At 72.2% G+C, this 22,882-nt stretch carries 15 protein-coding genes and 1 riboswitch; of the genes, 10 read left to right on the top strand and 5 right to left on the bottom strand.

Features of this window, described 5'->3' with window-relative positions; all coding sequences use genetic code 11:
* Positions 1-2 precede the first annotated feature (2 nt).
* Both OOK34_RS01345 and OOK34_RS01340 read right to left on the bottom strand, forming a co-directional pair.
* Positions 3-779 (bottom strand): hypothetical protein, encoded by a 777-nt coding sequence (locus tag OOK34_RS01345; RefSeq protein ID WP_267032013.1) that lies wholly within the window; start codon positions 777-779, stop codon positions 3-5.
* 157 nt (positions 780-936) lie between these two features.
* Positions 937-2,613: a PucR family transcriptional regulator gene (locus OOK34_RS01340; protein WP_267032012.1), complete on the bottom strand. Its 1,677-nt coding sequence runs from the start codon at positions 2,611-2,613 to the stop codon at positions 937-939.
* 254 nt (positions 2,614-2,867) lie between these two features.
* Between OOK34_RS01340 and OOK34_RS01335 the strand changes: the two genes are divergently transcribed.
* The 7 genes from OOK34_RS01335 to OOK34_RS01305 all read left to right on the top strand — a co-directional run bounded on the left by OOK34_RS01335 (position 2,868) and on the right by OOK34_RS01305 (position 12,543).
* The gene (locus OOK34_RS01335; protein ID WP_267032011.1) at positions 2,868-3,761 is read left to right on the top strand and encodes a xanthine dehydrogenase family protein subunit M; all 894 of its coding nucleotides are present in this window, start codon (positions 2,868-2,870) and stop codon (positions 3,759-3,761) included.
* Between the two features lie 2 nt (positions 3,762-3,763).
* Positions 3,764-4,369, top strand: coding sequence for a (2Fe-2S)-binding protein (locus OOK34_RS01330; RefSeq protein WP_267032010.1), 606 nt, complete (start codon positions 3,764-3,766; stop codon positions 4,367-4,369).
* A 2-nt stretch (positions 4,370-4,371) separates the two neighbouring features.
* Positions 4,372-6,777 (top strand): xanthine dehydrogenase family protein molybdopterin-binding subunit, encoded by a 2,406-nt coding sequence (locus OOK34_RS01325; protein WP_267032009.1) that lies wholly within the window; start codon positions 4,372-4,374, stop codon positions 6,775-6,777.
* A 328-nt stretch (positions 6,778-7,105) separates the two neighbouring features.
* Positions 7,106-8,569 (top strand): NCS2 family permease, encoded by a 1,464-nt coding sequence (locus OOK34_RS01320; RefSeq protein WP_267032008.1) that lies wholly within the window; start codon positions 7,106-7,108, stop codon positions 8,567-8,569.
* A 98-nt stretch (positions 8,570-8,667) separates the two neighbouring features.
* On the top strand, positions 8,668-9,819 hold the full coding sequence (locus OOK34_RS01315; RefSeq protein ID WP_267032007.1) for an XdhC/CoxI family protein: 1,152 nt from the start codon (positions 8,668-8,670) through the stop codon (positions 9,817-9,819).
* Positions 9,820-9,934: 115 nt separating this feature from the next.
* Positions 9,935-11,203 (top strand): YncE family protein, encoded by a 1,269-nt coding sequence (locus OOK34_RS01310; protein ID WP_267032006.1) that lies wholly within the window; start codon positions 9,935-9,937, stop codon positions 11,201-11,203.
* A gap of 104 nt (positions 11,204-11,307) precedes the next feature.
* Positions 11,308-12,543: a GNAT family N-acetyltransferase gene (locus tag OOK34_RS01305; RefSeq protein WP_267032005.1), complete on the top strand. Its 1,236-nt coding sequence runs from the start codon at positions 11,308-11,310 to the stop codon at positions 12,541-12,543.
* Between the two features lie 51 nt (positions 12,544-12,594).
* Here the strand turns inward: OOK34_RS01305 and OOK34_RS01300 are convergent, their stop codons facing one another.
* A complete protein-coding gene (locus OOK34_RS01300) occupies positions 12,595-12,873 on the bottom strand; it encodes a hypothetical protein (RefSeq protein WP_267032004.1) in 279 nt (92 codons plus the stop codon).
* A gap of 261 nt (positions 12,874-13,134) precedes the next feature.
* Here OOK34_RS01300 and OOK34_RS01295 point away from each other — a divergent pair, with 261 nt between their 5' ends.
* Positions 13,135-14,742 carry a hypothetical protein gene (locus OOK34_RS01295; protein WP_267032003.1) on the top strand — a complete coding sequence of 536 codons (1,608 nt, stop codon included), beginning with the start codon at positions 13,135-13,137 and terminating at the stop codon, positions 14,740-14,742.
* 159 nt (positions 14,743-14,901) lie between these two features.
* On the opposite strand, the gene OOK34_RS01290 is transcribed toward OOK34_RS01295, so the two are convergent.
* Positions 14,902-16,899 carry an ABC transporter ATP-binding protein gene (locus OOK34_RS01290; protein WP_267032002.1) on the bottom strand — a complete coding sequence of 666 codons (1,998 nt, stop codon included), beginning with the start codon at positions 16,897-16,899 and terminating at the stop codon, positions 14,902-14,904.
* A gap of 364 nt (positions 16,900-17,263) precedes the next feature.
* Here OOK34_RS01290 and OOK34_RS01285 point away from each other — a divergent pair, with 364 nt between their 5' ends.
* Positions 17,264-17,488: a hypothetical protein gene (locus tag OOK34_RS01285; protein ID WP_267032001.1), complete on the top strand. Its 225-nt coding sequence runs from the start codon at positions 17,264-17,266 to the stop codon at positions 17,486-17,488.
* Between the two features lie 82 nt (positions 17,489-17,570).
* Here OOK34_RS01285 and cobN read toward each other — a convergent pair whose 3' ends face one another.
* Positions 17,571-21,182: a cobaltochelatase subunit CobN gene (gene cobN, locus OOK34_RS01280; protein ID WP_267032000.1), complete on the bottom strand. Its 3,612-nt coding sequence runs from the start codon at positions 21,180-21,182 to the stop codon at positions 17,571-17,573.
* Between the two features lie 32 nt (positions 21,183-21,214).
* Positions 21,215-21,372, bottom strand: a riboswitch (cobalamin riboswitch).
* A 223-nt stretch (positions 21,373-21,595) separates the two neighbouring features.
* On the opposite strand from cobN, the gene cobG reads away from it, so the two are divergent.
* Entirely contained in the window at positions 21,596-22,882 is a 1,287-nt protein-coding gene (gene cobG, locus OOK34_RS01275) for a precorrin-3B synthase (protein WP_267031999.1), read from the top strand.

Raw genomic sequence — 22,882 nt, 5'->3', positions numbered from 1 at the left:
CGCTACGCCGCCGGGGACGGGGCCAGCTGGTCCGCCAGCCAGGTCGGGATGCCGCCCAGCAGGTGGAACAGCCGGCGGGCCTCCTCGCGCAGCCGGGTGGCCTCGGGCTCCGGCTCGGCCTCGGCCAGGGCCGCCAGCGCGGGGGCCGTGCCCACCAGGAACCCCAGGTCCTCCCGGATCCGCAGGGACTCCACGAAGCCCTTGCGGGCCTCGGCGACCTCGCCGTCCCGCAGCGCCAGCGCGGCCAGGTGGCGCCAGGTGAAGGACAGCAGCAGGGTGTCCCCGTGGGCCTCCGCCCCCGCGTGGGCGCGGTGGTACGCCGGCCGGGCCGCCTGCGGGGCGTCCGCCAGGTGCTCGGCGACCAGCCCCCGCCGGAAGTCCAGCAGCGGCCGGGTCCGCGACCCCGGGGACAGCAGGGCGGCCGCGCGGCCCAGCGCCGAGCGGGCCTCGTCCGCCCGGTCGCGTACGCCGAGCACGGTGGCCGCGTAGGCCAGCTGGCCCCGCTCACAGGCCGCCGCGCCCCGCTCGTCGTCGTCCCGGGCCACGGCCTCGGCCACCCGCAGCGCGTCCTCCGCCTCGGCCCAGCCCTGGCCGGTGAACAGGCACCGCTCCACCAGGAGCGCGGTGCGCTGCACCGCCGCCCCGGCATCGTCCGTGTGCGGCGTCAGCAGGGCCGCCGCGTCCGTCCAACAGCCGCGCGAGCGCAGCCGCCATATCGCCCGCTGGAGGGGGTCGTCGCCCCCCGTTGATCCCGCACCGGACATGGCGGTATCCGCCACATTGCCCTCCCCGAAGCAACCAAGCAGCACGTCGTTGAGCCCTGGGGCGAAATGAGAGCACGGATCTGCTGCATCGGCCAAGGGGTCGGGTGAACTCTTTCACAAAGTCCGGACGGCTCGTCAGCCGACCCCGCCCGCCCCCTCCGCAAGGATTCGGTCAGCTCATCCGCAGTGCCAGGAAGAAGTCGAGCTTGTCCTCCAGGCGCGAGAGGTCGCGCGCCGTCAGCTGCTCGATTCGCCCGACCCGGTAACGCAGCGTGTTGACGTGGAGGTGCAGCCGCGTCGCGCAGCGGGTCCAGGAGCCGTCGCAGTCCAGGAAGGCCTCCAGGGTCGGGATCAGCTCCGCCCGGTGCCTGCGGTCGTAGTCCCGCAGCGGGTCCAGCAGGCGGGCCGTGAAGGCGCGGCGCACGTCGTCCGGCACGAACGGCAGCAGCAGCACGTGCGAGGCCAGCTCGTGGTGGCCGGCCGCGCAGACCCGGCCCGGGCGGGCGGCGGCGACCCGGCGGGCGTGCCGGGCCTCCTCCAGCGCCCCGCGCAGCCCCTCGGCGGAGTGCACGGCCGCGCTGACGCCGAGCGTGAGCCGGCCGTCGTCGGCCAGACCGGCCGCCAGGGGCTCGCGTACGGCCGCCAGGAGCGCGTCGGCGTGCAGGGCGGAGTCCGGGCCCTTGTCCTCCCCGGCGTCGCCGGAGAGCGCGGGCAGCGGTACGAGCGCGATCGCCTCGTCACCCGCATGGGCCACCGCGATCCGGTCGGACGGCTCCGGTCCCGCCATCGACGGGTCGACCAGGATCTCCTCCAGCAGCGACTGGGCCACCGGGCCGCCGGCGATGTCGCCGCCCTCCCAGTCCACCCGCGCCACGACGACCTGCCAGTGCGGGGCGGCGCCCAGCCCGGGCAGCAGCACCGGGGCCGCCACCCGCAGGCGGGCGGCGATCTCGGCGGGCGGCGCGCCTGTCTGGACCAGTTCCAGCACCTCCTGGGCGAGGCGGCGGCGCACCGTACGGGCCGCGTCGCGGCGGTCCCGCTCGACCGCGATCAGCTGGGTCACGCCCTGGAGCAGGTCCAGGCGCTCGGCGGGCCAGTCGCCCGCGTCCGCCTCGACGGCCAGCAGCCAGTCCGACAGCACGCTCTCGCGCACGTCGCGGGCGCCGGGCCCCTGGCCGCGGCCGTGTCCCCTGATCGGGAAGAGGGAGTAGGTAATACCCTGGATGGACATCCGGTGCGGGCCCCTGCGCCCGGTCCGGACCGCCGCGAGGTGTTCGCTCGCCAGCGCCGCGCAGATGCCCGGAGCCAGCGGCTCGCCCGCCCCGGCGATCTGCCGGCCGGTGGGCGAGAGCACCCAGGCCCGCAGATCGAGGTCGGTGGTGAGCAGATCCAGCACCACGTCGGGTCCGCCGCCCGCGGGGCCCGAGGTCATCAGGCGCCGGTGGCGGTCCACGACGGCCGCGAGATCGCCCGCGCGCTCCCCGGAGACCTGCCGCACGACGTACTCGGTGATGGTGGCGAATGCAACGTCTTCGTTCACAGCGAACAGCGGGAGACGGTTGCGCCGACAGGCTGAAACAAGGTCGTCCGGGATGTCTCCCAGTTCGGCCTCGCCGGCCGCCAGGCCCGCGACGCCCGCGCTCGCGAGGATTCGTACGAACGGCTCGGAGTCGGCTGAATTTCTTCGCCAGGCCAGGCCAGTGAGGACGAGTTCGCCCCCGGTGAGGTATCGGCTGGGATCCCTCAGGTCGGTCGTCATGACCCCGCGGACCGTCCGGTCGAGTTCTTCCTCGCCGCCCAGCAGCCGCAGCCCCAGCGCCTCGGTTTCCAGCAGTGCGCGCAGCCGCATGATGTCGCCGCCGATCTGTCTCGAATGTTGCCGTTGGAAATCGGGCAGGTCGTTGCATCCTGCCTTTCATACGAATCTACAAGACGAGGGAGGCCGTCAGCCAACTCCTTCATGGTTTCGGTGACTGCACCCGGGGGAGGGGCGGCCGGTGTACTGAGTCCACACCGCGTTAACAGCACGTGAACGACCAGTCGAGGGCCTCTAGGCCTCCTGGCTTGAAGTGAACGACACGATGAAGAAGAAGAGAGCCGCACATGGACTTCCTTCGCCCCGCCAGCTGGGAGGAGGCGCTCGCCGCTAAGGCCGAGTACCCCACAGCTGTGCCGATTGCGGGTGGCACCGACATCATGGTCGAGATCAACTTCGACCACCGCCGTCCGGAATACCTCCTGGACCTCAACCGCATCGAACTGCTGCGGGAGTGGGAGGTCGGCGAGGAGGTCACCAAGCTCGGCGCCTCCGTCCCGTACACCCAGATCATGGAGAACCTGCGCACCACGCTGCCGGGTCTCGCGCTCGCCTCGCACACGGTCGCGTCCCCGCAGATCCGCAACCGCGGCGGTGTCGGCGGCAACCTCGGTTGCGCCTCGCCCGCAGGTGACTCCCACCCCGCGCTGCTCGCCGCCGACTGCCACGTCGAGGTCGAGTCCGTGCGTGGTTCGCGCCTGATCCCGATCGACGAGTTCTACACCGGCGTCAAGCGCAACGCGCTCGCCGCCGACGAGCTCATCAAGTCGGTCCACATCAAGAACGCGACCGGCCCGCAGCAGTACTCCAAGGTCGGTACCCGCAACGCGATGGTCATCGCGGTCTGCGGCTTCGGCCTGGCCCTGCACTCCGACACCCGCACCGTGCGTACGGGTATCGCCTCGGCCGCCCCGACCCCGATCCGGGCGAAGGCCGCCGAGGAGTTCCTGAACGCCGCGCTCGAAGAGGGCGGCTTCTGGGACAACGGCAAGGTCATCACCCCGTCGATCGCCAAGCAGTTCGGTGACCTCGCCTCCGGCGCGTGCAACCCGATCGACGACGTTCGCGGCACGGCGAAGTACCGCCGTCACGCGGTCGGCATCCTCGCTCGCCGTCAGCTCGTCTGGACGTGGGAGCAGTACCGCGGCACCAACGGCCGCTCGCTTGAAGGGGCTGCGTAACCATGCGCGTCAATTTCACTGTCAACGGTCGTCAGCAGGAAGCCGACGACGTGTGGGAGGGCGAGTCCCTTCTCTACGTGCTGCGTGAGCGCCTGGGCCTGCCCGGTTCGAAGAACGCGTGCGAGCAGGGCGAGTGCGGTTCCTGCACCGTCCGCCTCGACGGCGTGCCGGTCTGTTCCTGCCTGGTCGCGGCCGGTCAGGTCGAGGGTCGCGACGTCGTGACCGTCGAGGGCCTGGCGGACTTCGCCAAGCAGCGCGCGGAGCACGGCCACGGCGGTGCCTGCGGCACCGGCGGCGGCTGCGGCAGCAAGGGCGTCTCCACCGACGAGGCGAAGCGCTGGGCCGCCAAGCCCGGTGACTCGCAGACCGGTGAGGGCGTGGAGCTCTCCAACATCCAGCAGGCGTTCATCGACGCCGGCGCCGTCCAGTGCGGTTTCTGCACCCCGGGCCTGCTGGTCCAGGCCGACGAGCTGCTGGAGCGCAACTCCGACCCGTCCGACCAGGACATCCGTGAGGCCCTGTCCGGCAACCTGTGCCGCTGCACGGGCTACGAGAAGATCCTCGACGCGGTCCGCCTGGCGGCCGCCCGTCAGGGAGAGGCGGTCTGATCATGGCTCAGAACACCCGCACCGTACCCGCCGGCACGCCGACGAACGTCACCCAGAAGCACAACAAGGGCGGCATCGGCGAGAGCACGCTCCGCCCGGACGGCACCCTCAAGGTCACCGGTGAGTTCGCGTACTCCTCGGACATGTGGCACGAGGACATGCTGTGGGGCCAGACCCTGCGCAGCACCGTCGCCCACGCCGAGATCGTCTCCATCGACATCTCCGAGGCCCTGGCCATGCCGGGTGTCTACTCGGTGCTGACGTACGACGACCTGCCGGCCGAGATGAAGAACTACGGCCTCGAGATCCAGGACACCCCGGTTCTCGCCAACGGCCGGGTCCGTCACCACGGTGAGCCGGTCGCCCTCGTGGCCGCCGACCACCCGGAGACCGCCCGCCGCGCGGCCGCCAAGATCAAGATCGACTACCGTGAGCTGCCGCTCGTCACGGACGAGGCCTCCGCCCTCGCCGCCGACGCGCCGCTGATCCACGAGGGCCGCGACGACCACCACATCGGTCACGTCCCGCACCCGAACATCGTGCACCGCCAGCCGATCATCCGCGGCAACGTGGAAGAGGCCCGCAAGCGCGCCGACGTCATCGTCGAGGGCGAGTACACCTTCGGCATGCAGGACCAGGCCTTCCTCGGCCCGGAGTCCGGCCTGGCCGTGCCCTGCGAGGACGGCGGCGTCGACCTGTACGTGGCCACCCAGTGGCTGCACTCGGACCTCCAGCAGATCGCCCCGGTCCTCGGCCTCCCGCCGGAGAAGGTCCGCATGACGCTTTCGGGCGTCGGCGGTGCCTTCGGTGGCCGCGAGGACATCTCGATGCAGATCCACGCCTGCCTCCTGGCCCTGGCCACGAACAAGCCGGTCAAGATCGTCTACAACCGCTTCGAGTCGTTCTTCGGCCACGTGCACCGTCACCCGGCGAAGCTGTACTACGAGCACGGCGCCACCAAGGACGGCAAGCTCACGCACATGAAGTGCAAGATCGTCCTGGACGGCGGCGCGTACGCGTCGGCCTCCCCGGCGGTCGTGGGCAACGCCTCCTCCCTCTCCGTCGGCCCGTACGTCATCGACGACGTCGACATCGAGGCGATCGCGCTCTACACGAACAACCCGCCCTGTGGCGCGATGCGCGGCTTCGGCGCCGTCCAGGCCTGCTTCGCCTACGAGGCCCAGATGGACAAGCTCGCGGCGAAGCTGGGCATGGACCCGGTCGAGTTCCGCCAGCTGAACGCCATGGAGATGGGCACGATCATGCCCACCGGCCAGGTCGTGGACTCCCCGGCCCCGGTCGCCGAGCTGCTGCGCCGGGTCAAGGCCCGCCCGCTGCCGCCGGAGCGCCAGTGGGAGAGCGCCGGCGAGGGTGCGGACGTCCGCGCGCTGCCGGGCGGCCTCTCCAACACCACGCACGGTGAGGGCGTCGTCCGCGGCGTCGGCTACGCGGTCGGCATCAAGAACGTCGGCTTCTCCGAGGGCTTCGACGACTACTCGACCGCCCGCGTGCGCCTCGAGGTCATCAACGGCGAGCCCGTCGCGATGGTCCACACGGCCATGGCGGAGGTCGGCCAGGGCGGTGTCACCGTCCACGCGCAGATCGCCCGTACGGAGCTGGGTGTCACGCAGGTGACCATCCACCCGGCCGACACGCAGGTCGGCTCCGCCGGTTCCACGTCCGCCTCCCGGCAGACGTACATGACCGGTGGCGCCGTGAAGAACACCTGTGAGGCCGTCCGCGAGGCCGTCCTGGAGATCGGCCGCCGCAAGAACGGCTCCTACCACCCGGCGTGGGCGACCGCCGAGCTGCTCCTCGAGGGCGGCAAGGTCGTCACCGACGGCGGCGAGGTGCTCGCGGACCTGGCGGACATCCTGGAGGGCGAGGACGCGATCGACCTCGAGCTCGAGTTCCGTCACCGTCCGACCGTCGCGTTCGACCTGGTCACCGGCCAGGGCGACGGCCACGTCCAGTACACCTTCGCCGCGCACCGCGCGGTCGTCGAGGTGGACACCGAGCTCGGCCTCGTCAAGGTCGTCGAGCTGGCGACCGCACAGGACGTCGGCAAGGCCCTGAACATGCTCTCCGTGGTGGGCCAGATCCAGGGTGGTACCACCCAGGGTCTCGGCGTGGCGGTCATGGAGGAGATCATCGTGGACCCGAAGACCGCGAAGGTGCGCAACCCCTCCTTCACGGACTACCTGATCCCGACCATCCTCGACACCCCGACCATCCCGGTCGACGTCCTGGAGCTCGCCGACCCGAACGCGCCGTACGGCCTTCGCGGTCTCGGCGAGGCCCCGACCCTCTCGTCCACCCCGGCCGTCCTCGCGGCGATCCGGGCGGCGACCGGTCTGGAGCTCAACAAGACGCCGATCCGTCCGGAAGCCCTTACCGGGACCCTCTAGGACGGCGTGGTCCGGGGGCCGCGAGGCCCCCGGACCCCCCTTGGATTTCCGGGCGGTGTGACACGGGAACGTCACACTTCCAGTCGCACCGCCCGGAGCACGAAGTACGAAGGCACCGCACCGCTCGCGGTCCTCGTCACCTGGCAGAACCCCTGCAAAAACCCCCACGTAGTACCAGCGGTCACCCCCGCGCTACCCGCAGTACACGCAGTGCACATTCGCGTCGCCTCGGGCCGTCACCCCGGGTCGTGCAGCCAACGCAGTTTCCCAAATCCCGTGTCTCCAATCTTTATGCGGGTGCCCCTTTGAACCTTGGGAGTTAGGCACCATGACCCAGTCATCTGTGGAGCCCAAGACCACCGCGGAAGAGGCCGGCGACGGCTCTCTGAACCCCGCCGGGCGTTCTTGGCTCGACCGTTACTTTCACATCACCCACAGAGGATCCAACGTCGGCAACGAGGTTCGTGGCGGTATCACGACCTTCATGGCGATGGCGTACATCCTCCTGCTCAACCCGCTGATCCTCTCCGGCAAGGACGTCGCCGGGAACACGATGGCGCCGGCGGCCCTGATCACCGCCACGGCCTTCGCCGCAGCCCTCACCACGCTCCTGATGGGCTTCGTCGGCAAGGTGCCGCTCGCACTCGCCGCCGGACTCTCCGTCTCCGGCGTGCTCGCCTCGCAGGTCGCCCCCCAGATGACCTGGCCGCAGGCCATGGGCATGTGCGTGATGTACGGCGTCGTGATCTGTCTCCTGGTCGTCACCGGCCTCCGAGAGATGATCATGAACGCGATCCCGCTCGCGCTCAAGCACGCGATCACCATGGGCATCGGCCTGTTCGTCGCCCTCATCGGCCTGGTCAAGGCCGGCTTCGTGGGCAAGGGTCCGGAGTTCGGTCCCCCCGTACAGCTCGGCTCCGTCGGTGAACTCGCCGGCTGGCCCGTCCTGCTCTTCTGCATCACCCTGCTCGGCATCTTCATGCTGCAGGCCCGCAAGGTCCCCGGCGCGATCCTGATCGGCATCGTCGGCGGAACCGTTCTGGCCGCCATCCTGAACGCCATCGTGGACATCGACCCGAAGGCCTGGAAGAACGGCGCGCCCGAGCTCAAGGGCTCCGCGGTCTCGATGCCCGACTTCTCGCTCTTCGGCCAGGTCGAGTTCGGCGGCTGGGGCGAAGTCGGCGCCATGACCATCGGCATGATCGTCTTCACCCTCGTGCTCGCCGGCTTCTTCGACGCGATGGCCACCATCATCGGCGTCGGCACCGAGGCCAAGCTCGCCGACGACCAGGGCCGCATGCCGGGCCTGTCCAAGGCCCTGTTCATCGACGGCGCCGGTGGCGCCATCGGTGGCGTCGCGGGCGGCTCCGGCCAGACCGTGTTCGTCGAGTCCGCCACCGGCGTCGGTGAGGGAGCCCGCACAGGCCTCGCCTCCGTCGTCACCGGCCTCTTCTTCGCCGCCTGCCTCTTCTTCACCCCGATCACCCAGATCGTCCCGGGTGAGGTCGCCTCCGCGGCCCTCGTGGTCATCGGCGCGATGATGATGCAGAACGCCCGCCACGTGGACTGGTCCGACAGCGCCACCTCGATCCCGGTCTTCCTGACCGTCGTGATCATGCCGTTCACCTACCAGATCACCGCTGGTGTCGCCGCCGGTGTCATCTCCTACGTGGCCATCAAGGTCGCGCAGGGCAAGGCCCGGGAGATCGGTGCCTTCATGTGGGCGCTGACCGCCATCTTCGTGGTCTTCTTCGCCCTCAACCCGATCGAGAGCTGGCTCGGGGTCCACTGACCCGGCCCGGCCTGACCGGTACGAACGGCGCAACCGTACGAGAACCGCACCCTGCACGTATCCGATACTGGAAACCGACCCTCTCCGAGGAGGCCCCCATGCTGGACATCGCCGAAGAACTGAACCGGTGGGTCGAGCAGGGACGTGACTTCGCGGTCGCCACGGTCGTGGCGGTCGGCGGAAGCGCACCCAGGCAGCCCGGGGCCGCACTCGCTGTCGACAGCGAGGGCACGGCCATCGGCTCGGTCTCCGGCGGATGCGTGGAGGGTGCGGTGTACGAGCTGTGCCGGCAGGCGCTCGAGGACGGCGAGACCGTCCAGGAGCGCTTCGGCTACAGCGACGACGATGCCTTCGCCGTGGGTCTGACCTGCGGCGGAATCATCGACATCCTGGTCACCCCGGTCCCCGTGGGCTCCCCCCTGCGGGAGGTGCTGGCCACCGCGCTGCGCGCCGCCGTCCAGGGCGAGGCGGCCGCGCTGGCCCGGATAGCCGAAGGCCCGGCCGAGCTGACGGGCCGCGCCCTGGTCGTCCGGGGCGACGGCGCCTTCGAGGGCGGCTTCGGGGGACACCCCGAGCTGGACCGCACCATCGCCGAAGAGGCCCGCGCCATGCTGGACGCCGGCCGGACCGGAGTGCTGGAGATCGGCGCCGACGGCCGGCTCTGCGGAGAGCCGCTCAAGGTACTGGTCGAGTCCAGCGTCCCGCCCCCGCGGATGATCGTCTTCGGTGCCATCGACTTCGCCTCCGCCCTGGTGCGGATCGGCAAGTTCCTCGGCTACCACGTGACCCTGTGCGACGCCCGGCCCGTCTTCGCCACGAAGAAGCGTTTCCCCGAGGCGGACGAGATCGTGGTCGACTGGCCGCACCGCTACCTGGAGACCGCCCGGGTGGACGGCCGGACCGTCCTGTGCGTGCTCACCCACGACGCCAAGTTCGACGTCCCGCTCCTCGAAATGGCCCTCAAGCTTCCCGTCGCCTACGTCGGCGCCATGGGCTCCCGCCGCACCCACGAGGACCGCAACAAGCGGCTGCGCGAGGTGGGCGTGACCGAGCTCGAACTGGCCCGGCTGCGCTCCCCGATCGGCCTGGACCTCGGCGCCCGCTCCCCCGAGGAGACCGCGCTGTCCATCGCCGCCGAGATCGTGGCGAACCGCCGCGGCGGCACCGGCGCCGCCCTCACCGGGGCGCACATCCCGATCCACCACGACACCGCGAACACGGTCGTCGCCAGGATCGGCTCCGTCGCCTGAAGAGGTGACCCCCTGACATGACAGAAGGCGCGACCCTCCCGGGGGTTGCGCCTTCTTCTCGTCCCGCTTATTTTACCGGCCGGTAACAGCGCTTCCCCATATCGGAGTTGAGCGGATGTCCCGGAACGGTCGTACCTCTGCACGCATCCTCCGCCTGACCTGCGCCCTGGCGCTGTCCGGCCTCGCGCTCACCCTCGGCCCGGCCTCCCGCGCGGCGACACCGCCCGACGGCGGCGGCCTGCGCGAGGTGCTCTTCGTCGGCAACAACTGGGAGGGCACCGCCGACGTCCTCGCCTCCACCGGGGACCTGGCCAGGGTGGGCCGCGTCGACGTCGTCCCCGACAAGGAGGAACGCCTGCGGGAGATCTACCTCAACCCCGTCAAGCTCGGCTTCTTCCTCGGGATCCGTGCCACCGCGGGGGAGGGCCACGACCAGTTCGTCGACGACATGTACACCACCCCGGACGGCTCCGCCGTCGTGGTCTCCCGCCCCAGCTTCGCCGACGTCGTCTCCATCGACCTGCGCTCGGGACGGATCAACTGGCGCTTCCCGGTGGCCGGGTACCGCTCCGACCACATGGCGCTCTCGCCCGACGGGACCCGGGTCGCCGTCTCCGCCTCCACCGCGAACACCGTGCACGTCCTCGACATCGCCACCGGCCGCCAGACCGGATCCTTCACCACCGGCGACAAGCCCCACGAGAACACCTTCACCCAGGGCGGCCGCTTCCTGTGGAACAGCTCCATAGGCGACGTCACCTCCGCCCTCGACGCGCCCTGGCTGGACTGGACGAAGGGCGACCGGAAGATCACCGTCGTCGACACGCAGACCTTCGACACCGTCCGCGTCGTCGACATGCGCGAGCGGCTCGACGCCTTCGGCCGCAAGGACCTGTCCGACGCCGTCCGCCCGGTCTCCTTCAGCCCCGACGAGTCGAAGCTCTACTTCCAGGTGTCGTTCTTCAACGGCTTCCTGGAATACGACGTGGCCTCCGACCGGATCACCCGGATCAAGACACTCCCCGCGAACCCCGCCACCACCGGCGACCGCACCCAGTGGGTCAACGACTCCCGCCACCACGGCATGTCCATGAGCCCCGACGGGACCAGGCTCTGCGTCGCCGGCACCATGGACGACTACGCGACCGTCGTGGACCGCGCCACCCTCGCCGAGGGCCCCCTCGTACCCGCCGCCAAGCCCTACTGGGCCACCGTCAACGGCGACGGCACGGCCTGCGTGATCTCCGAGAGCGGCGCCGACCAGGTCACCGCCATCGACTTCGCCACCGGCGCCAAGCGGGTCTCCGTCCCCGTGGGCGACCACCCCCAACGGGTCCGAATCGGACACGTCCCGGCTGGCTGGAGCGGACCCGGAACCCGCTGAGGGCGGGCTCCCGGACCGGCCGGACCGCGATCGGGACCGGCCGGACGGGCAGATCCGGCCAATATGGTGGGAGCGGTCCGCGATGACCGATTAGTCTCCCGATCATGGTGGACATCCGCGAGGTACCCGAGGCCGACATCGACCGCGCCCAGGAGCTCGCCTACCTGGTCTTCCACGACCGCCCGGAGGAGGAAGCGCGCCATCGCCACCACGCCCTGCTCGGCCGCTGCTCACGCCTCGGCGCCTACGACGGGGACGCACTGGTCGGCTTCATGGCCGCGCACGCCTTCCGCCTGTCCGTACCCGGCGGCGCCGACCTGGGCTGCCCCGGGCTCACCTTCGTCTCCGTCGCCCCCACCCACCGGCGCCGGGGCGTCCTCACCGCCCTGATGGACGAACAGCTGCGCCGCGCCGGGGCCGAGGGCAGCCCGCTCGTGGCCCTGTGGGCCTCCGAAGCCGCCATCTACGGCCGCTTCGGCTACGGCGCCGCCACCCAGGGCCTCACCGTCGAGATCGACTCCACCCGGCCGCTCGCCCTGCGCATCGACCCCGACCCGCGCCCGCTGCGGCTGGTCGGCCCCGAGGAGGCCCTCACCGTCATCGCGCCCCACCACGAGGACGCCCGCAGGACCCGGGCGGGACGGCCGACCCGCAGCGCCGAGCGCTGGACCGGGGAGTGGCTCTGCGAAAAGGACGAGGAGGACGAGGAGCTGAGCCCGCCCCGGATCATCGCTCTGGGCGCCCCCGGCGAACCGGTGGCGGGCTACGTCCTCTACCGCACGAAGCCGGAGGACGACGGCGGGGCCACCCGGACCCCGGGCCTGGTCCGCGTCGACGAGCTGGAGGCCGACACCCCGGCCGTCGCCGCCGCGCTGTGGAGTTGCGTGGCCTCCCTCGACCTGACCGGCCGGGTGTCCGCCTGGGGGCGCCCCCTCGACGACCCCCTGCTGCACTTCGCCGCCGACCGGGACCAGGTCAGGGTCACCGCCCAGTACCCGGCGCTCTGGCTGCGGCTGGTCGACGTACGGGCGGCGCTGACCGGGCGGTCGTGGGCCGCGCCCGTGGAACTCGTACTGGAGCTGGCCGACGTACGGCTGCCCGCGAACGCCGGGCGGTTCCGGCTCAAGGCGGGGCCGGGCGGGGCGACGTACGAGCCCGCCCGCGCGGCCCCCGACCTGTCCCTGGACGTACGGGAGCTGGCCGCCTGCTACCTGGGCGGGACCCGGGCCGAGGAGCTGGTCGCCGCCGGACTGGTCGCCGAGCACACGCCCGGCGCCGCGGCCGCCCTCGACGCGGCCCTGCACACCGGGCTGCTGCCCCACACGGCCGACGAGTTCTGACGGCCCGCGGTGCGGGGGCGGGCGAGCGGACCGCCCCCGCTGCCCACAGGATCAGGCGCGCAGGCCGATCCGCGCCGCCGACATGCCGAAACCGCTGGACAGAACGGACGTGGACAGTCCGTCGCCCGGGCGGTGCAGTTCCTCCGCACGATAGCGGCGGGCGCTGCGGTGCCAGTGGAGGATCCCGGCGAGCCAGTCCTGGAGTTCGCCGACGTACGCGTCGAGCCCGGCCCGGGCCCCGGCGTCCAGCTTCTGGTCCACCGGGACCATCGAGACCAGCCGCGCGGTGGCCGCCCTGGCTGCCGGAAGGTTCCTGCTCTGTCCGAACACCAGCGGGTCGGTAACTGTTGATTTGGTAGTTGGTCATTGTTGGCCGTCGGATGCCTCTTTTGGGTGAACGGGTACGGCGTTGCGGGGCTTGTGCTCTTGCTGGGCTGTTCGCTGTGGGGGGTGGCTTGGTCCGTTGTGGCGAGTGGAGGGAGGCGGCTGGTGGCACGCGGTGCACGGGGGAAGAGGCGGGAACTGCGTACCCTGGCCGCTTCGTTTACGGTCGCGGCCCCGGCCGGTGCGCGTATCCGGGACCGTCTGCACGTGAGTTCGGTGGATGCGAAGGTCCTGACGCTCCTGGGTGAGCACCTCGGTCATCACGCCCGTATAGATCTTGCGGAGCGCGTCCGGTTGGGCAGGGTGGCGGTCACGGAGAATCGGCGGGCGGAGCGTAAGCGGGCGCTGACGAAGGTGTCGTCTTCGCGGTGGGCGGGTGCGATCACCCGGGCCAGCGAGGACCAGTACCAGCTCGGCCTGCGCTGCCTGTTCGATGAGCGGGCGTCCCTGCGCCGGGCCATCACGAAGATCCGTCAACGTTTGGCGGTGCCGTGCGGGCAACGTGGGGGCGGTGTTCGCGGCTACCCGTCCCAGGCCGAGCGTGTACAGAAGCGGCACCGGCTGGAAGTGCTCACCGCGCGCCTGGCCGGGGTGGAGGCGCGTATCGAGGCCGGGCATCCGGCGATCGTGGTGGGAGGGCGCCGGCTCGCGAAGAGTCGGCACAACCTGGCCGACGCCCAGCTCACCGAGGCCGAGTGGCGGGAGCGGTGGGACACGGCCCGCTTGTTCCTGACCGCCGACGGCGAGTCCGGCGCACCGCACGGCAACTACACGATCGGCGTGCACCCGGCCGACGGCACGGTCACGATCGTCCTACCCGAGCCCTTGCGACACCTGGCCAACACCCCACGCGGCCGCTACCGGCTCGCTGGCACCGTCGCCTTCACCCACCGCCGGGAGGAGTGGCTCGACCGGGTCACCGCCAACCGTGCCGTCCGCTACGACATCACCCACGACCCCGAACGCGGCCGCTGGTACCTCAACGCCTCCTGGGCCACCGAGAAGGCGGCACTGCCCACACCCGTCGAGCTGGTTGCCACAGGCGCCCGGCTGCTGGCCGTGGACCTCAACGCCGACCACCTCGCCGCCTGCGTCGTGGACGCACACGGCAACCCGGTCGGTGAACCAGTCACCGTACCCACCGACCTGACCGGACCCGCATCCCGGCGCGACGGCCGCCTGCGGGCCGCGATCACCGAACTCATCAGCCTCGCCCAGGCGAATGACTGCGCCGGGTTGGCGATCGAGAACCTCGGCTTTGACGACGCCCGTGCCACCGGCCGGGAAACCATGGGACGAGGCAAACGCGGCAAGACCTTCCGGCGCACCGTCGCCGGACTGCCGACCGCGCGCTTCCGGGAACGCCTGCGCGGCATGGCCCTCCACGCCGGGCTTGTCGTGATCGCGGTCGACCCCGCCTACACCTCCCGCTGGGGCGGCCAGCACTGGAAGCAGCCGCTTCAGCAGCAGTCGAAGACCACGCTCGTCACCGGCCATCATGCGGCCTCGGTGGCGATCGGCAGGCGCGCCCTGGGACACGGGATACGGCGTCGGCCAGGTGTGACCGCACACGACCAGAGGATCGTTGTGCGGAGAGCTACCGGCCAGACCGTCCCCCAGCCCAGGGCACGCGGGACCGCGAGCCCGCCAAGGACCACAGGCACACCCCACCAGGGTGGCAAGACCTGCCGGGACCGAAGCGACCAGCTTGCGCTGTTCCCCGTCTCCAAGACCGTTCGGGAGACACCCGGTGCCAGACGCCCAGCGTCCGGCCCGGTTCATGGCGAGTCGGCCGACACTGGCCAACTCGCATAGCAACGGTACGGCACGTAGAAATCGGGCAGTCGGAACGGCTGCGTCATGGCGGTGCGGGCCTTTCGTCAGGTGGCGGGGGCCCGGTGGATCCGGACCCCCGCACGAGATTCAGCACTGCCCTACCCCCGGCGCCCCTGGGACAAGGGGGAGTTCACCGCTTCAGGTGACCGAAGGGTCGTTCTGCGGCGCGACGGCCTGCCGGGGGATAGAAGGAGGCTGCCGGTCGTACTGCTCGGCCTGCATCCGGAACATCTGCGCGTACCGTCCGCCGCGGGCCAGCAGCTCCTCGTGGGAGCCCTGTTCGACGAGCCGGCCCTCGTGCAGGACGAAGATGACGTCCGCGTACCGCACCCCGGACATCCGGTGCGTGACGAGCACCACCGCGCGCCGGGGCCCCGCCAGCCCCCGGATGCTGTCGAAGGCGGCGATCTCCGCCTCCGGGTCGAGGGCCGAGGTGGGCTCGTCCACGACGACGACCCGGGCGTCGCGGTAGCGGGTGCGGGCCAGGCCGAACTTCTGCCACTGCCCGCCGGACAGCTCCGAGGCACCCCGGAACACCCGGGCCAGCAGGGTCTCGTAGCCGTGCGGGAGCCGGTCCACGACCCGGTCGGCCCCCGCGTAGCGGGCGGCGGCGACCACCGCCGCCGCGCTGTCCACCTCCCGGCCGGGGGCCTCGTCGCCGGGGCGGCCGATCGCGATGTTCGTACGGGCGGTCACGGGCCAGCGCTCGAAGTCCTGGGTGAGCAGCGCGACCCGGTCGAAGACCTGCTCCCGGTCGGCTTTCCGCACCTCCACCCCGTCCCAGGTCAGCGAGCCGCGGTCGGGCAGGTGCAGTCCCGCCAGCAGCTTGACCAGGGTGCTCTTGCCGGAGCCGTTCTCCCCGACCAGGGCGACGACGGAGCCCGCCGCGATGGTCAGCGAGACCCCGCTCAGGGCTGGCTCGTCCCGGTCGGGATAGCTGAAGCCGACGTCGGTGAGCCGGATCTCGCCGAGCCGCTCGGGCAGCGGGAGCCCGCCGGCCGGGATCGCCCGCCGGCCCGCCTCGGCGACGAACCGCTCCAGGTCCCGTACGTACAGGGACTCCTCGTGCAGGGTGTTGGTGGTGGACACCAGCGCGCCCAGGCTCGCCGAGCCGGTGCGCACCGCGAACACGGCGGTGCCGGCGACGGCCAGGTCCATCCGGCCGGAGACGATGAGCGCGCCCATCGCCGCGTACGTCACCAGCGCGGCGGCCCCGGACAGGGCGGCGGCCAGCAGCTCGGTCGCGGCCTTGTCCTTGGCCAGGCGGGTGGCCTCGCCCTCGGCGTGCTGGGCCATGTTGCCGTAGTGGCCCAGCAGATAGCGGCCGACGCCGTGCACCCGTACCTCGGGGGCCGAGGTGCGGGAGATCAGCAGCTGGCCGATCATCCGGGCGGCCCGTACGTGCTCGGCCCAGGTGATGACGGACAGGTAGCGGCGCTGCGCCACCCGCATCGCGCCCCAGCCGCGCGGGGCGGCGATCAGCAGCAGCATGGGCAGCAGCAGCGGGTGCAGCACGGTCAGCACCCCCGCGGTGGCGAGTAGGGAGATCACCCCGCCGAGGGTGGCCACACAGGCCCCCACCGTCCGGCGCGCCGAGGGCGGACCCCACTGGGCGCTGTCCAGCAGCCGCCGGAACTCCCCGTCCTCGATGGCCTCCAGCTCCACCGAGATGGCGGCCTCCAGGTACTGCTCGTGCGCGGCCCGCTCCACCTTGGGCTCCAGCCGCCCGGCGGCCGCCGTGGACCGGGAGGCCAGCACGGCTCCCAGTACGGCGACCAGTGCGCCGGTCGCCAGGGCGGGCAGCGCGGCGTGCAGCCGGTCGGCGGGGCTGCCCGCGCCGAGCAGCGTACGGAGCACCTCGCTGAGCACCAGCAGCCCGACGGCGGAGGTGACCCCCTGCCCGGCTTCGGCGAGGGCGACGGTGATCAGGGCGGGCCGGTCGGTGCGCCAGGCGAGGCGCAGGGTTCCGCCGACCATGCGGGGCATGGAGCGCAGGGTGGTGATCAGCCGGCTCTCCAGCCGGGCGTAGTCGTGGTTGGCCCAGCCGGCGTCGTACCGCAGGGGTCCGCCGAAGAGCCGCCGCTCGCTGTCGGAGACGGCCGCGTCCCCGGTGGCGGGCCTTTTGAGGAGTCTCATGCGCGGCCACCTCCGACCGCTTCCTGATCGAACACCACATGAACGTGCACGGATCGCAAGGTTCCTCCCGGGGCGCAGTGGCTGCGAACTGACGCCGGAAGAACGTGGCTGTTCAGAGCGGCGTCACGGGGCCCGGGGAGCGAACTCCCGCACACACGTCCGCCTCGCCCCCGGACCCCAACCCCCGCACGGCACCCCGCCCGTGACCCGGCGTTCGAACCACCCGCAGGTGGGCACACCCCCCTTCGAGGGATTGCGCGACGGGCCGGCCGGTGGGGGAGCCGTGGTGTCGGAGCCCCGGATGGATGTCCGGTTCGTATAGGTTTTTTGCGTTATGTAATCCCCGTTTCGGGAGGGAACACCCATGTCCACGATCGATCTGAGCAAGGTGCTGGACAAGGCCTGGGAGGACAAGCCGCTCGCGGAGATCCTCGCCGCGCCCGTAGCGGCGCTCAAGGGGGTCACCGACAAGGACGGTGAGCTGCTCGACGAGGCGTTCGGGGTGAAGACCGTCGCCGACTTCGGGCAGCTGAAGTTCGCGCGGTGGGCCGCGGCGCTCGTCATGCTGAACCAGACCACCAAGCTCTAAGCCGCGAACGGCGGACAGCCCGGCCCGCGCACCCCTCGGAGGGTGCGCGGGCCGGGCTGTCCGGTGGAGCAGGGGCGGGCGGCTACTCGGACTCGGCCTCGAGGTTGCCCTCGGTGTCCAGGTAGACCTGGCGCAGGGCTTCGAGGACCTGCGGGTCCGGCTTCTCCCACATGCCGCGGGACTCGGCCTCCAGGAGGCGCTCCGCGATGCCGTGCAGGGCCCAGGGGTTGGCCTCCTCCAGGAAGGCGCGGTTGGCCGGGTCCAGGACGTAGGTCTCGGTCAGCTTGTCGTACATCCAGTCCGCGACCACGCCCGTCGTGGCGTCGTAGCCGAAGAGGTAGTCGACCGTCGCCGCGAGCTCGAAGGCGCCCTTGTAGCCGTGGCGGCGCATCGCCTCGATCCACTTGGGGTTCACGACGCGGGCGCGGAAGACGCGCGAGGTCTCCTCGACCAGGGTGCGGGTCTTGACCGTCTCCGGGCGGGTGGAGTCGCCGATGTAGGCCTCGGGGGCCGTGCCGCGCAGGGCGCGGACGGTGGCCACCATGCCGCCGTGGTACTGGAAGTAGTCGTCCGAGTCCGCGATGTCGTGCTCGCGGGTGTCGGTGTTCTTGGCGGCCACCGTGATGCGCTTGTAGGCGGTCTCCATCTCGTCGCGGGCCGGGCGCCCCTCCAGGCCGCGGCCGTAGGCGTAGCCGCCCCAGACCGTGTAGACCTCCGCCAGGTCGGCGTCGGTGCGCCAGTCGCGGGAGTCGATCAGCTGGAGGATGCCGGCGCCGTAGGTGCCCGGGCGCGAGCCGAAGATACGGGTCGTCGCGCGGCGTTCGTCACCGTGCGCGGCCAGGTCCGCCTGGGCGTGGGCCCGGACGAAGTTCTCAGAGGCGGGCTCGTCGAGGGAGGCGGCGAGCCGCACCGCGTCGTCCAGGAGGCCGATGACGTGCGGGAACGCGTCGCGGAAAAAGCCCGAGATGCGCAGCGTGACGTCGATGCGGGGGCGGCCCAGCTCGGCGAGCGGGATCTCCTCGATGCCGGTGACGCGGCGCGAGGCCTCGTCCCAGACCGGGCGGACGCCCAGCAGGGCGAGGGCTTCGGCCACGTCGTCGCCGGCCGTGCGCATCGCGCTCGTGCCCCACAGGGACAGGCCCACCGAGGCCGGCCACTCGCCGTTGTCGGTGCGGTAGCGGGTCAGCAGGGAGTCGGCCAGGGCCTGGCCCGTCTCCCACGCGAGGCGCGACGGGACGGCCTTCGGGTCCACCGAGTAGAAGTTGCGGCCGGTCGGCAGGACGTTGACCAGGCCGCGCAGCGGCGAGCCCGAGGGGCCGGCCGGGACGAAGCCGCCGTCCAGCGCCGTGACGACGTGGGCGATCTCGTCCGTGGTGCCGGCCAGGCGGGGGACCACCTCGCGGGCCGCGAAGGTGAGGATGTCGGCGACGCCCGAGGGGTGCCCGGCCGAGACCGCGGCGACGGCGTCCGGGGACCAGCCCGCGTCCTCCATCGCCTGGACCAGGCCGCGGGCCGTCTCCTCGACGGCGTCCGCCGTGGTGCGCGTGGCCGCCGACTCGTCGAGGCCGAGGGCCTCGCGCAGGCCGGGCAGGGCCGTCGTACCGCCCCAGATCTGACGGGCGCGCAGGATCGACAGGACCAGGTTGACCCGGGCCTCACCGGCCGGGGCGCCGCCGAGCACGTGCAGACCGTCGCGGATCTGGGCGTCCTTGACCTCGCACAGCCAGCCGTCGACGTGCAGGAGGAAGTCGTCGAAGCCGTCGTCGTCGGGGCGCTCCTGAAGACCCAGGTCGTGGTCCAGCTTCGCGGCCTGGATCAGGGTCCAGATCTGGGCGCGGATCGCCGGGAGCTTCGACGGGTCCATCGCGCTGATCTGCGCGTACTCGTCCAGGTGCTGCTCCAGGCGCGCGATGTCCCCGTACGACTCGGCGCGCGCCATCGGCGGCACGAGGTGGTCGACCAGGGTGGCGTGGACCCGGCGCTTGGCCTGCGTGCCCTCACCCGGGTCGTTGACCAGGAAGGGGTAGACGAGGGGCAGGTCGCCGAGGGCGGCGTCCGGGGCGCAGGAGGCCGACAGGCCCGCGTTCTTGCCCGGCAGCCACTCCAGGTTCCCGTGCTTGCCCAGGTGGATCATCGCGTCGGCGCCGAAGCCGCCGTCCTGCGCCCGGGCCTGGATCCAGCGGTACGCGGCCAGGTAGTGGTGCGAGGGCGGCAGGTCCGGGTCGTGGTAGATCGCGATCGGGTTCTCGCCGAAACCGCGCGGCGGCTGGATGAGGATGAGGAGGTTCCCGCGGCGCAGCGCCGCCAGGACGATGTCGCCCTCCGGGTTCGCCGACCGGTCGACGAACATGTTGCCGGGGGCCTCGCCCCAGTGCTCCTCCACCTGCTCGCGCAGCTCGGCGGGCAGCTCGGCGAACCAGCGGCGGTAGTCGGCGGCCGGGATGCGGACCGGGTTGCGGGCCAGCTGCTCCTCGGTGAGCCAGTCCTGGTCGTGGCCGCCCGCCTCGATCAGGGCGCGGATCAGCTCGTCGCCGTCACCCGAGACCAGACCCGGGATCTCCTCGACGGGCCCGAAGTCGTAGCCCTCGGCGATCAGACGGCGCAGCAGCTCCACGGCGCTGGCCGGGGTGTCCAGGCCGACCGCGTTGCCGATGCGGGAGTGCTTGGTCGGGTACGCGGACAGGACCAGCGCGATCCTCTTGTCCGCGCGCTCGATGTGGCGCAGGCGGGCGTGACGTACGGCGATGCCGGCGACGCGGGAGGCGCGCTCGGGGTCGGCCACGTACGAGGGCAGGCCGTCCTCGTCGATCTCCTTGAAGGAGAACGGGACGGTGATCAGACGGCCGTCGAACTCGGGCACGGCGACCTGCGTGGCCGCGTCGAGCGGGGACAGGCCCTCGTCGCTCTCCTCCCAGTTGCCGCGCGAGCCCGTCAGGCACAGCGCCTGGAGGATCGGCACGCCGAGCGAGGCCAGGGCGCCCGCGTCCCAGGACTCGTCGTCCCCGCCCGCGGAGGCGGTGGCGGGGCGGGTGCCGCCGGCGGCGAGGACGGTGGTGACGACGGCGTCCGCCGCCTCCAGGGCCCGGATCAGCTCCGGCTCCGGGCTGCGCAGGGAGGAGACGTACAGCGGGAGCGGCCGGCCGCCCTTGTCCTCGACCGCGTCGCAGAGGGCGTGCACGAAGGCGGTGTTGCCGCTCATCTGGTGGGCGCGGTAGTAGAGCACCGCGACCGTCGGGCCGTCGGCCCGGCGCGGAGCGCGCTCCAGGGGGCCCCAGGTGGGGGAGGCGGCGGGGGGCTCGAAGCCGTGGCCGGTGAGCAGCACGGTGTCGGAGAGGAAGCGCGCCAGCTGGCCGAGGTTGGCCGGGCCGCCGTGCGCGAGGTAGCCGTGCGCCTCGGCGGCGATGCCGATCGGGACCGTGGAGGCCTCCATCAGCTGGGCGTCGGGGGCCTGTTCGCCGGTGAGCACCACCACGGGGCGGGTCTGGCCGGGGGCCAGGAGGACGTCGAGGCCCTCCTGCCAGGCGCGCAGGCCGCCGAGGAGGCGTACGACGACCAGGTCGACCCCGTCGAGGAGGCCGGGGAGGTCGTCGAGGGGAAGGCGGGAGGGGTTCGCGAACCGGTAGGGGACGGGGCCGTCCGCGGCGGCGCGGGCGCTGAGCAGATCGGTGTCGGACGTCGACAGCAGCAGGATCATGCGGCGGCAGGCCTTCCTCGGGGTTTCCGCGCCCCGGGCAGTGAGGACAGCGGGAGTTCCTGACTCACCCGGCCGATCGCTCCGCGGGGTTCACAGTGGCGGGACCGCGCCGGAATCTCACCGGGCTTCCTCCCATGTCGCCGTCCTCGGCGATGACGGGCCGAACGGTCCGTCGGAAGGTCATCTTAGGGGGCCCTTTCCCTGGCCGGGAGTGGGGGGCGGTGGGTGGCCGTGCGGGTGGGTGGTCGGGTGCGGCGCCGTTGCCGGGGCTCTGCCCCGGGCCCCGCGCCTCAAACGCCGGCGGGGCTGATTCGGGCCGGTGGGGGTGGTTTGGCCGACAGGGCTGATTGTGGTTGGCGGGGGTGGCGACGGACACAGGTCGGGGGTGGGGAATCGTGGGTATGCTCGCGGCCATGCCCCAGCCCCCTTCCGCCGCACAGCGGGACGAACCCGTCATACGCGAACGCGGTGACGCCTGCCCCGGTGCGCTGCGGCTGCACGCGGCGGACGACGGGTACCTCGCGCGGGTGCGGATCCCCGGCGGGCTGCTCACCGCCGCGCAGGCGTCCGTGCTCGGGCTCGCCGCCGACCGGTTCGGGGACGGGCACCTGGAGCTGACCTCGCGCGGCAACGTCCAGCTGCGCGGGCTCGCCGACGACTGCGGGGCCGCACTCGCGCAGCTGCTGACGTCGGCCGGGCTGCTGCCCGCGCCGAGCCACGAGCGGGTGCGCAACATCGTGGCCACCCCGATGTCCGGGATCCTGAGCGCCGGGCGCCCCCACGTGACGCCCTGGGTCGGGGAACTGGACCGGCTGCTGTGCGCGAGCGCCCGGGCGGCGGCCCTCTCCGGCCGGTTCCTGTTCGCCCTCGACGACGGCCGCGGGGACGTCGCCGCCCTCGACCCCGACGTGACCGTGCTCGGCCGCTCGGACGGCCGGGCGCTGGTACGGCTCGGCGCGGGCGCCGATGCCGTCGAGGTGGCCCAGGCGGACGCCCCCCGGGCGGCGCTGCTGGCCGCCGAATACTTCCTGGACTCCGCCGACACGGCCGGCACCCGGGCCTGGAGGGTGGCCGAGCTGCCCGCCGAACACGCCCTGGACGCGGGGGAGTTCGCCGTACGGCTGGACGCCGCCGGGATCGCGGCGACGCGCGTGCCCGAGGTGGCCTGGCCGTACGCACCGCCGCCCGAGCCGTGGGGGCCGGGCATCGGGAACACCACCCCCCTGTGCGTCCTGCCCCCGCTCGGCCGGCTGAGCACCGACCAGTGGCGGCTGCTCGTACAGGTCGCCGACCGGGGCGGCAGCGGACTGCGGATCACCCCGTGGCGGACCGTCATCCTGCCGTCGGCCGCCACCCGCCGGCCGATCGACGGCTACGCCCGCATCCAGGCGGCCGGACTGGTCGTCGCCCCCGACAGCCCCTGGCAGTCCGTCACCGCCTGTACGGGCAGGCCCGGTTGCGCCAAGTCCCTGGCCGACGTACGCGCCGACGCGCGTGCCGTCGTACAGGAAACGGCCGGCGAACTGCCCGTGCACTGGTCCGGCTGCGAGCGCCGGTGCGGGCATCCGCGCGGCACCGCCTGGGTGGACCTGGTCGCCACCCCGCACGGGTACGAACTCGACGCGCGGCCCACCCCGTACACCCGTCTGGCGGCCGCCCTCACGGCCGCACGCACCACCACACCACCCGCATCGCAGTGA

The organism is Streptomyces sp. NBC_00091 (assembly GCF_026343185.1).
Lineage (GTDB): Bacteria > Actinomycetota > Actinomycetes > Streptomycetales > Streptomycetaceae > Streptomyces.
This window is presented reverse-complemented; position numbering and strand designations above follow the sequence as displayed.

Excerpts from the sequence above, each read along its gene's own strand:
- OOK34_RS01340 (WP_267032012.1), bottom strand. The coding sequence starts at position 2,613 with ATGCGGCTGCGCGCACTGCTGGAAACCGAGGCGCTGGGGCTGCGGCTG.
- OOK34_RS01335 (WP_267032011.1), top strand. The coding sequence starts at position 2,868 with ATGGACTTCCTTCGCCCCGCCAGCTGGGAGGAGGCGCTCGCCGCTAAG.
- OOK34_RS01330 (WP_267032010.1), top strand. The coding sequence starts at position 3,764 with ATGCGCGTCAATTTCACTGTCAACGGTCGTCAGCAGGAAGCCGACGAC.
- OOK34_RS01325 (WP_267032009.1), top strand. The coding sequence starts at position 4,372 with ATGGCTCAGAACACCCGCACCGTACCCGCCGGCACGCCGACGAACGTC.
- OOK34_RS01320 (WP_267032008.1), top strand. The coding sequence starts at position 7,106 with ATGACCCAGTCATCTGTGGAGCCCAAGACCACCGCGGAAGAGGCCGGC.
- OOK34_RS01315 (WP_267032007.1), top strand. The coding sequence starts at position 8,668 with ATGCTGGACATCGCCGAAGAACTGAACCGGTGGGTCGAGCAGGGACGT.
- OOK34_RS01310 (WP_267032006.1), top strand. The coding sequence starts at position 9,935 with ATGTCCCGGAACGGTCGTACCTCTGCACGCATCCTCCGCCTGACCTGC.
- OOK34_RS01305 (WP_267032005.1), top strand. The coding sequence starts at position 11,308 with ATGGTGGACATCCGCGAGGTACCCGAGGCCGACATCGACCGCGCCCAG.
- OOK34_RS01290 (WP_267032002.1), bottom strand. The coding sequence starts at position 16,899 with ATGAGACTCCTCAAAAGGCCCGCCACCGGGGACGCGGCCGTCTCCGAC.
- OOK34_RS01285 (WP_267032001.1), top strand. The coding sequence starts at position 17,264 with ATGTCCACGATCGATCTGAGCAAGGTGCTGGACAAGGCCTGGGAGGAC.
- cobN (WP_267032000.1), bottom strand. The coding sequence starts at position 21,182 with ATGATCCTGCTGCTGTCGACGTCCGACACCGATCTGCTCAGCGCCCGC.
- cobG (WP_267031999.1), top strand. The coding sequence starts at position 21,596 with ATGCCCCAGCCCCCTTCCGCCGCACAGCGGGACGAACCCGTCATACGC.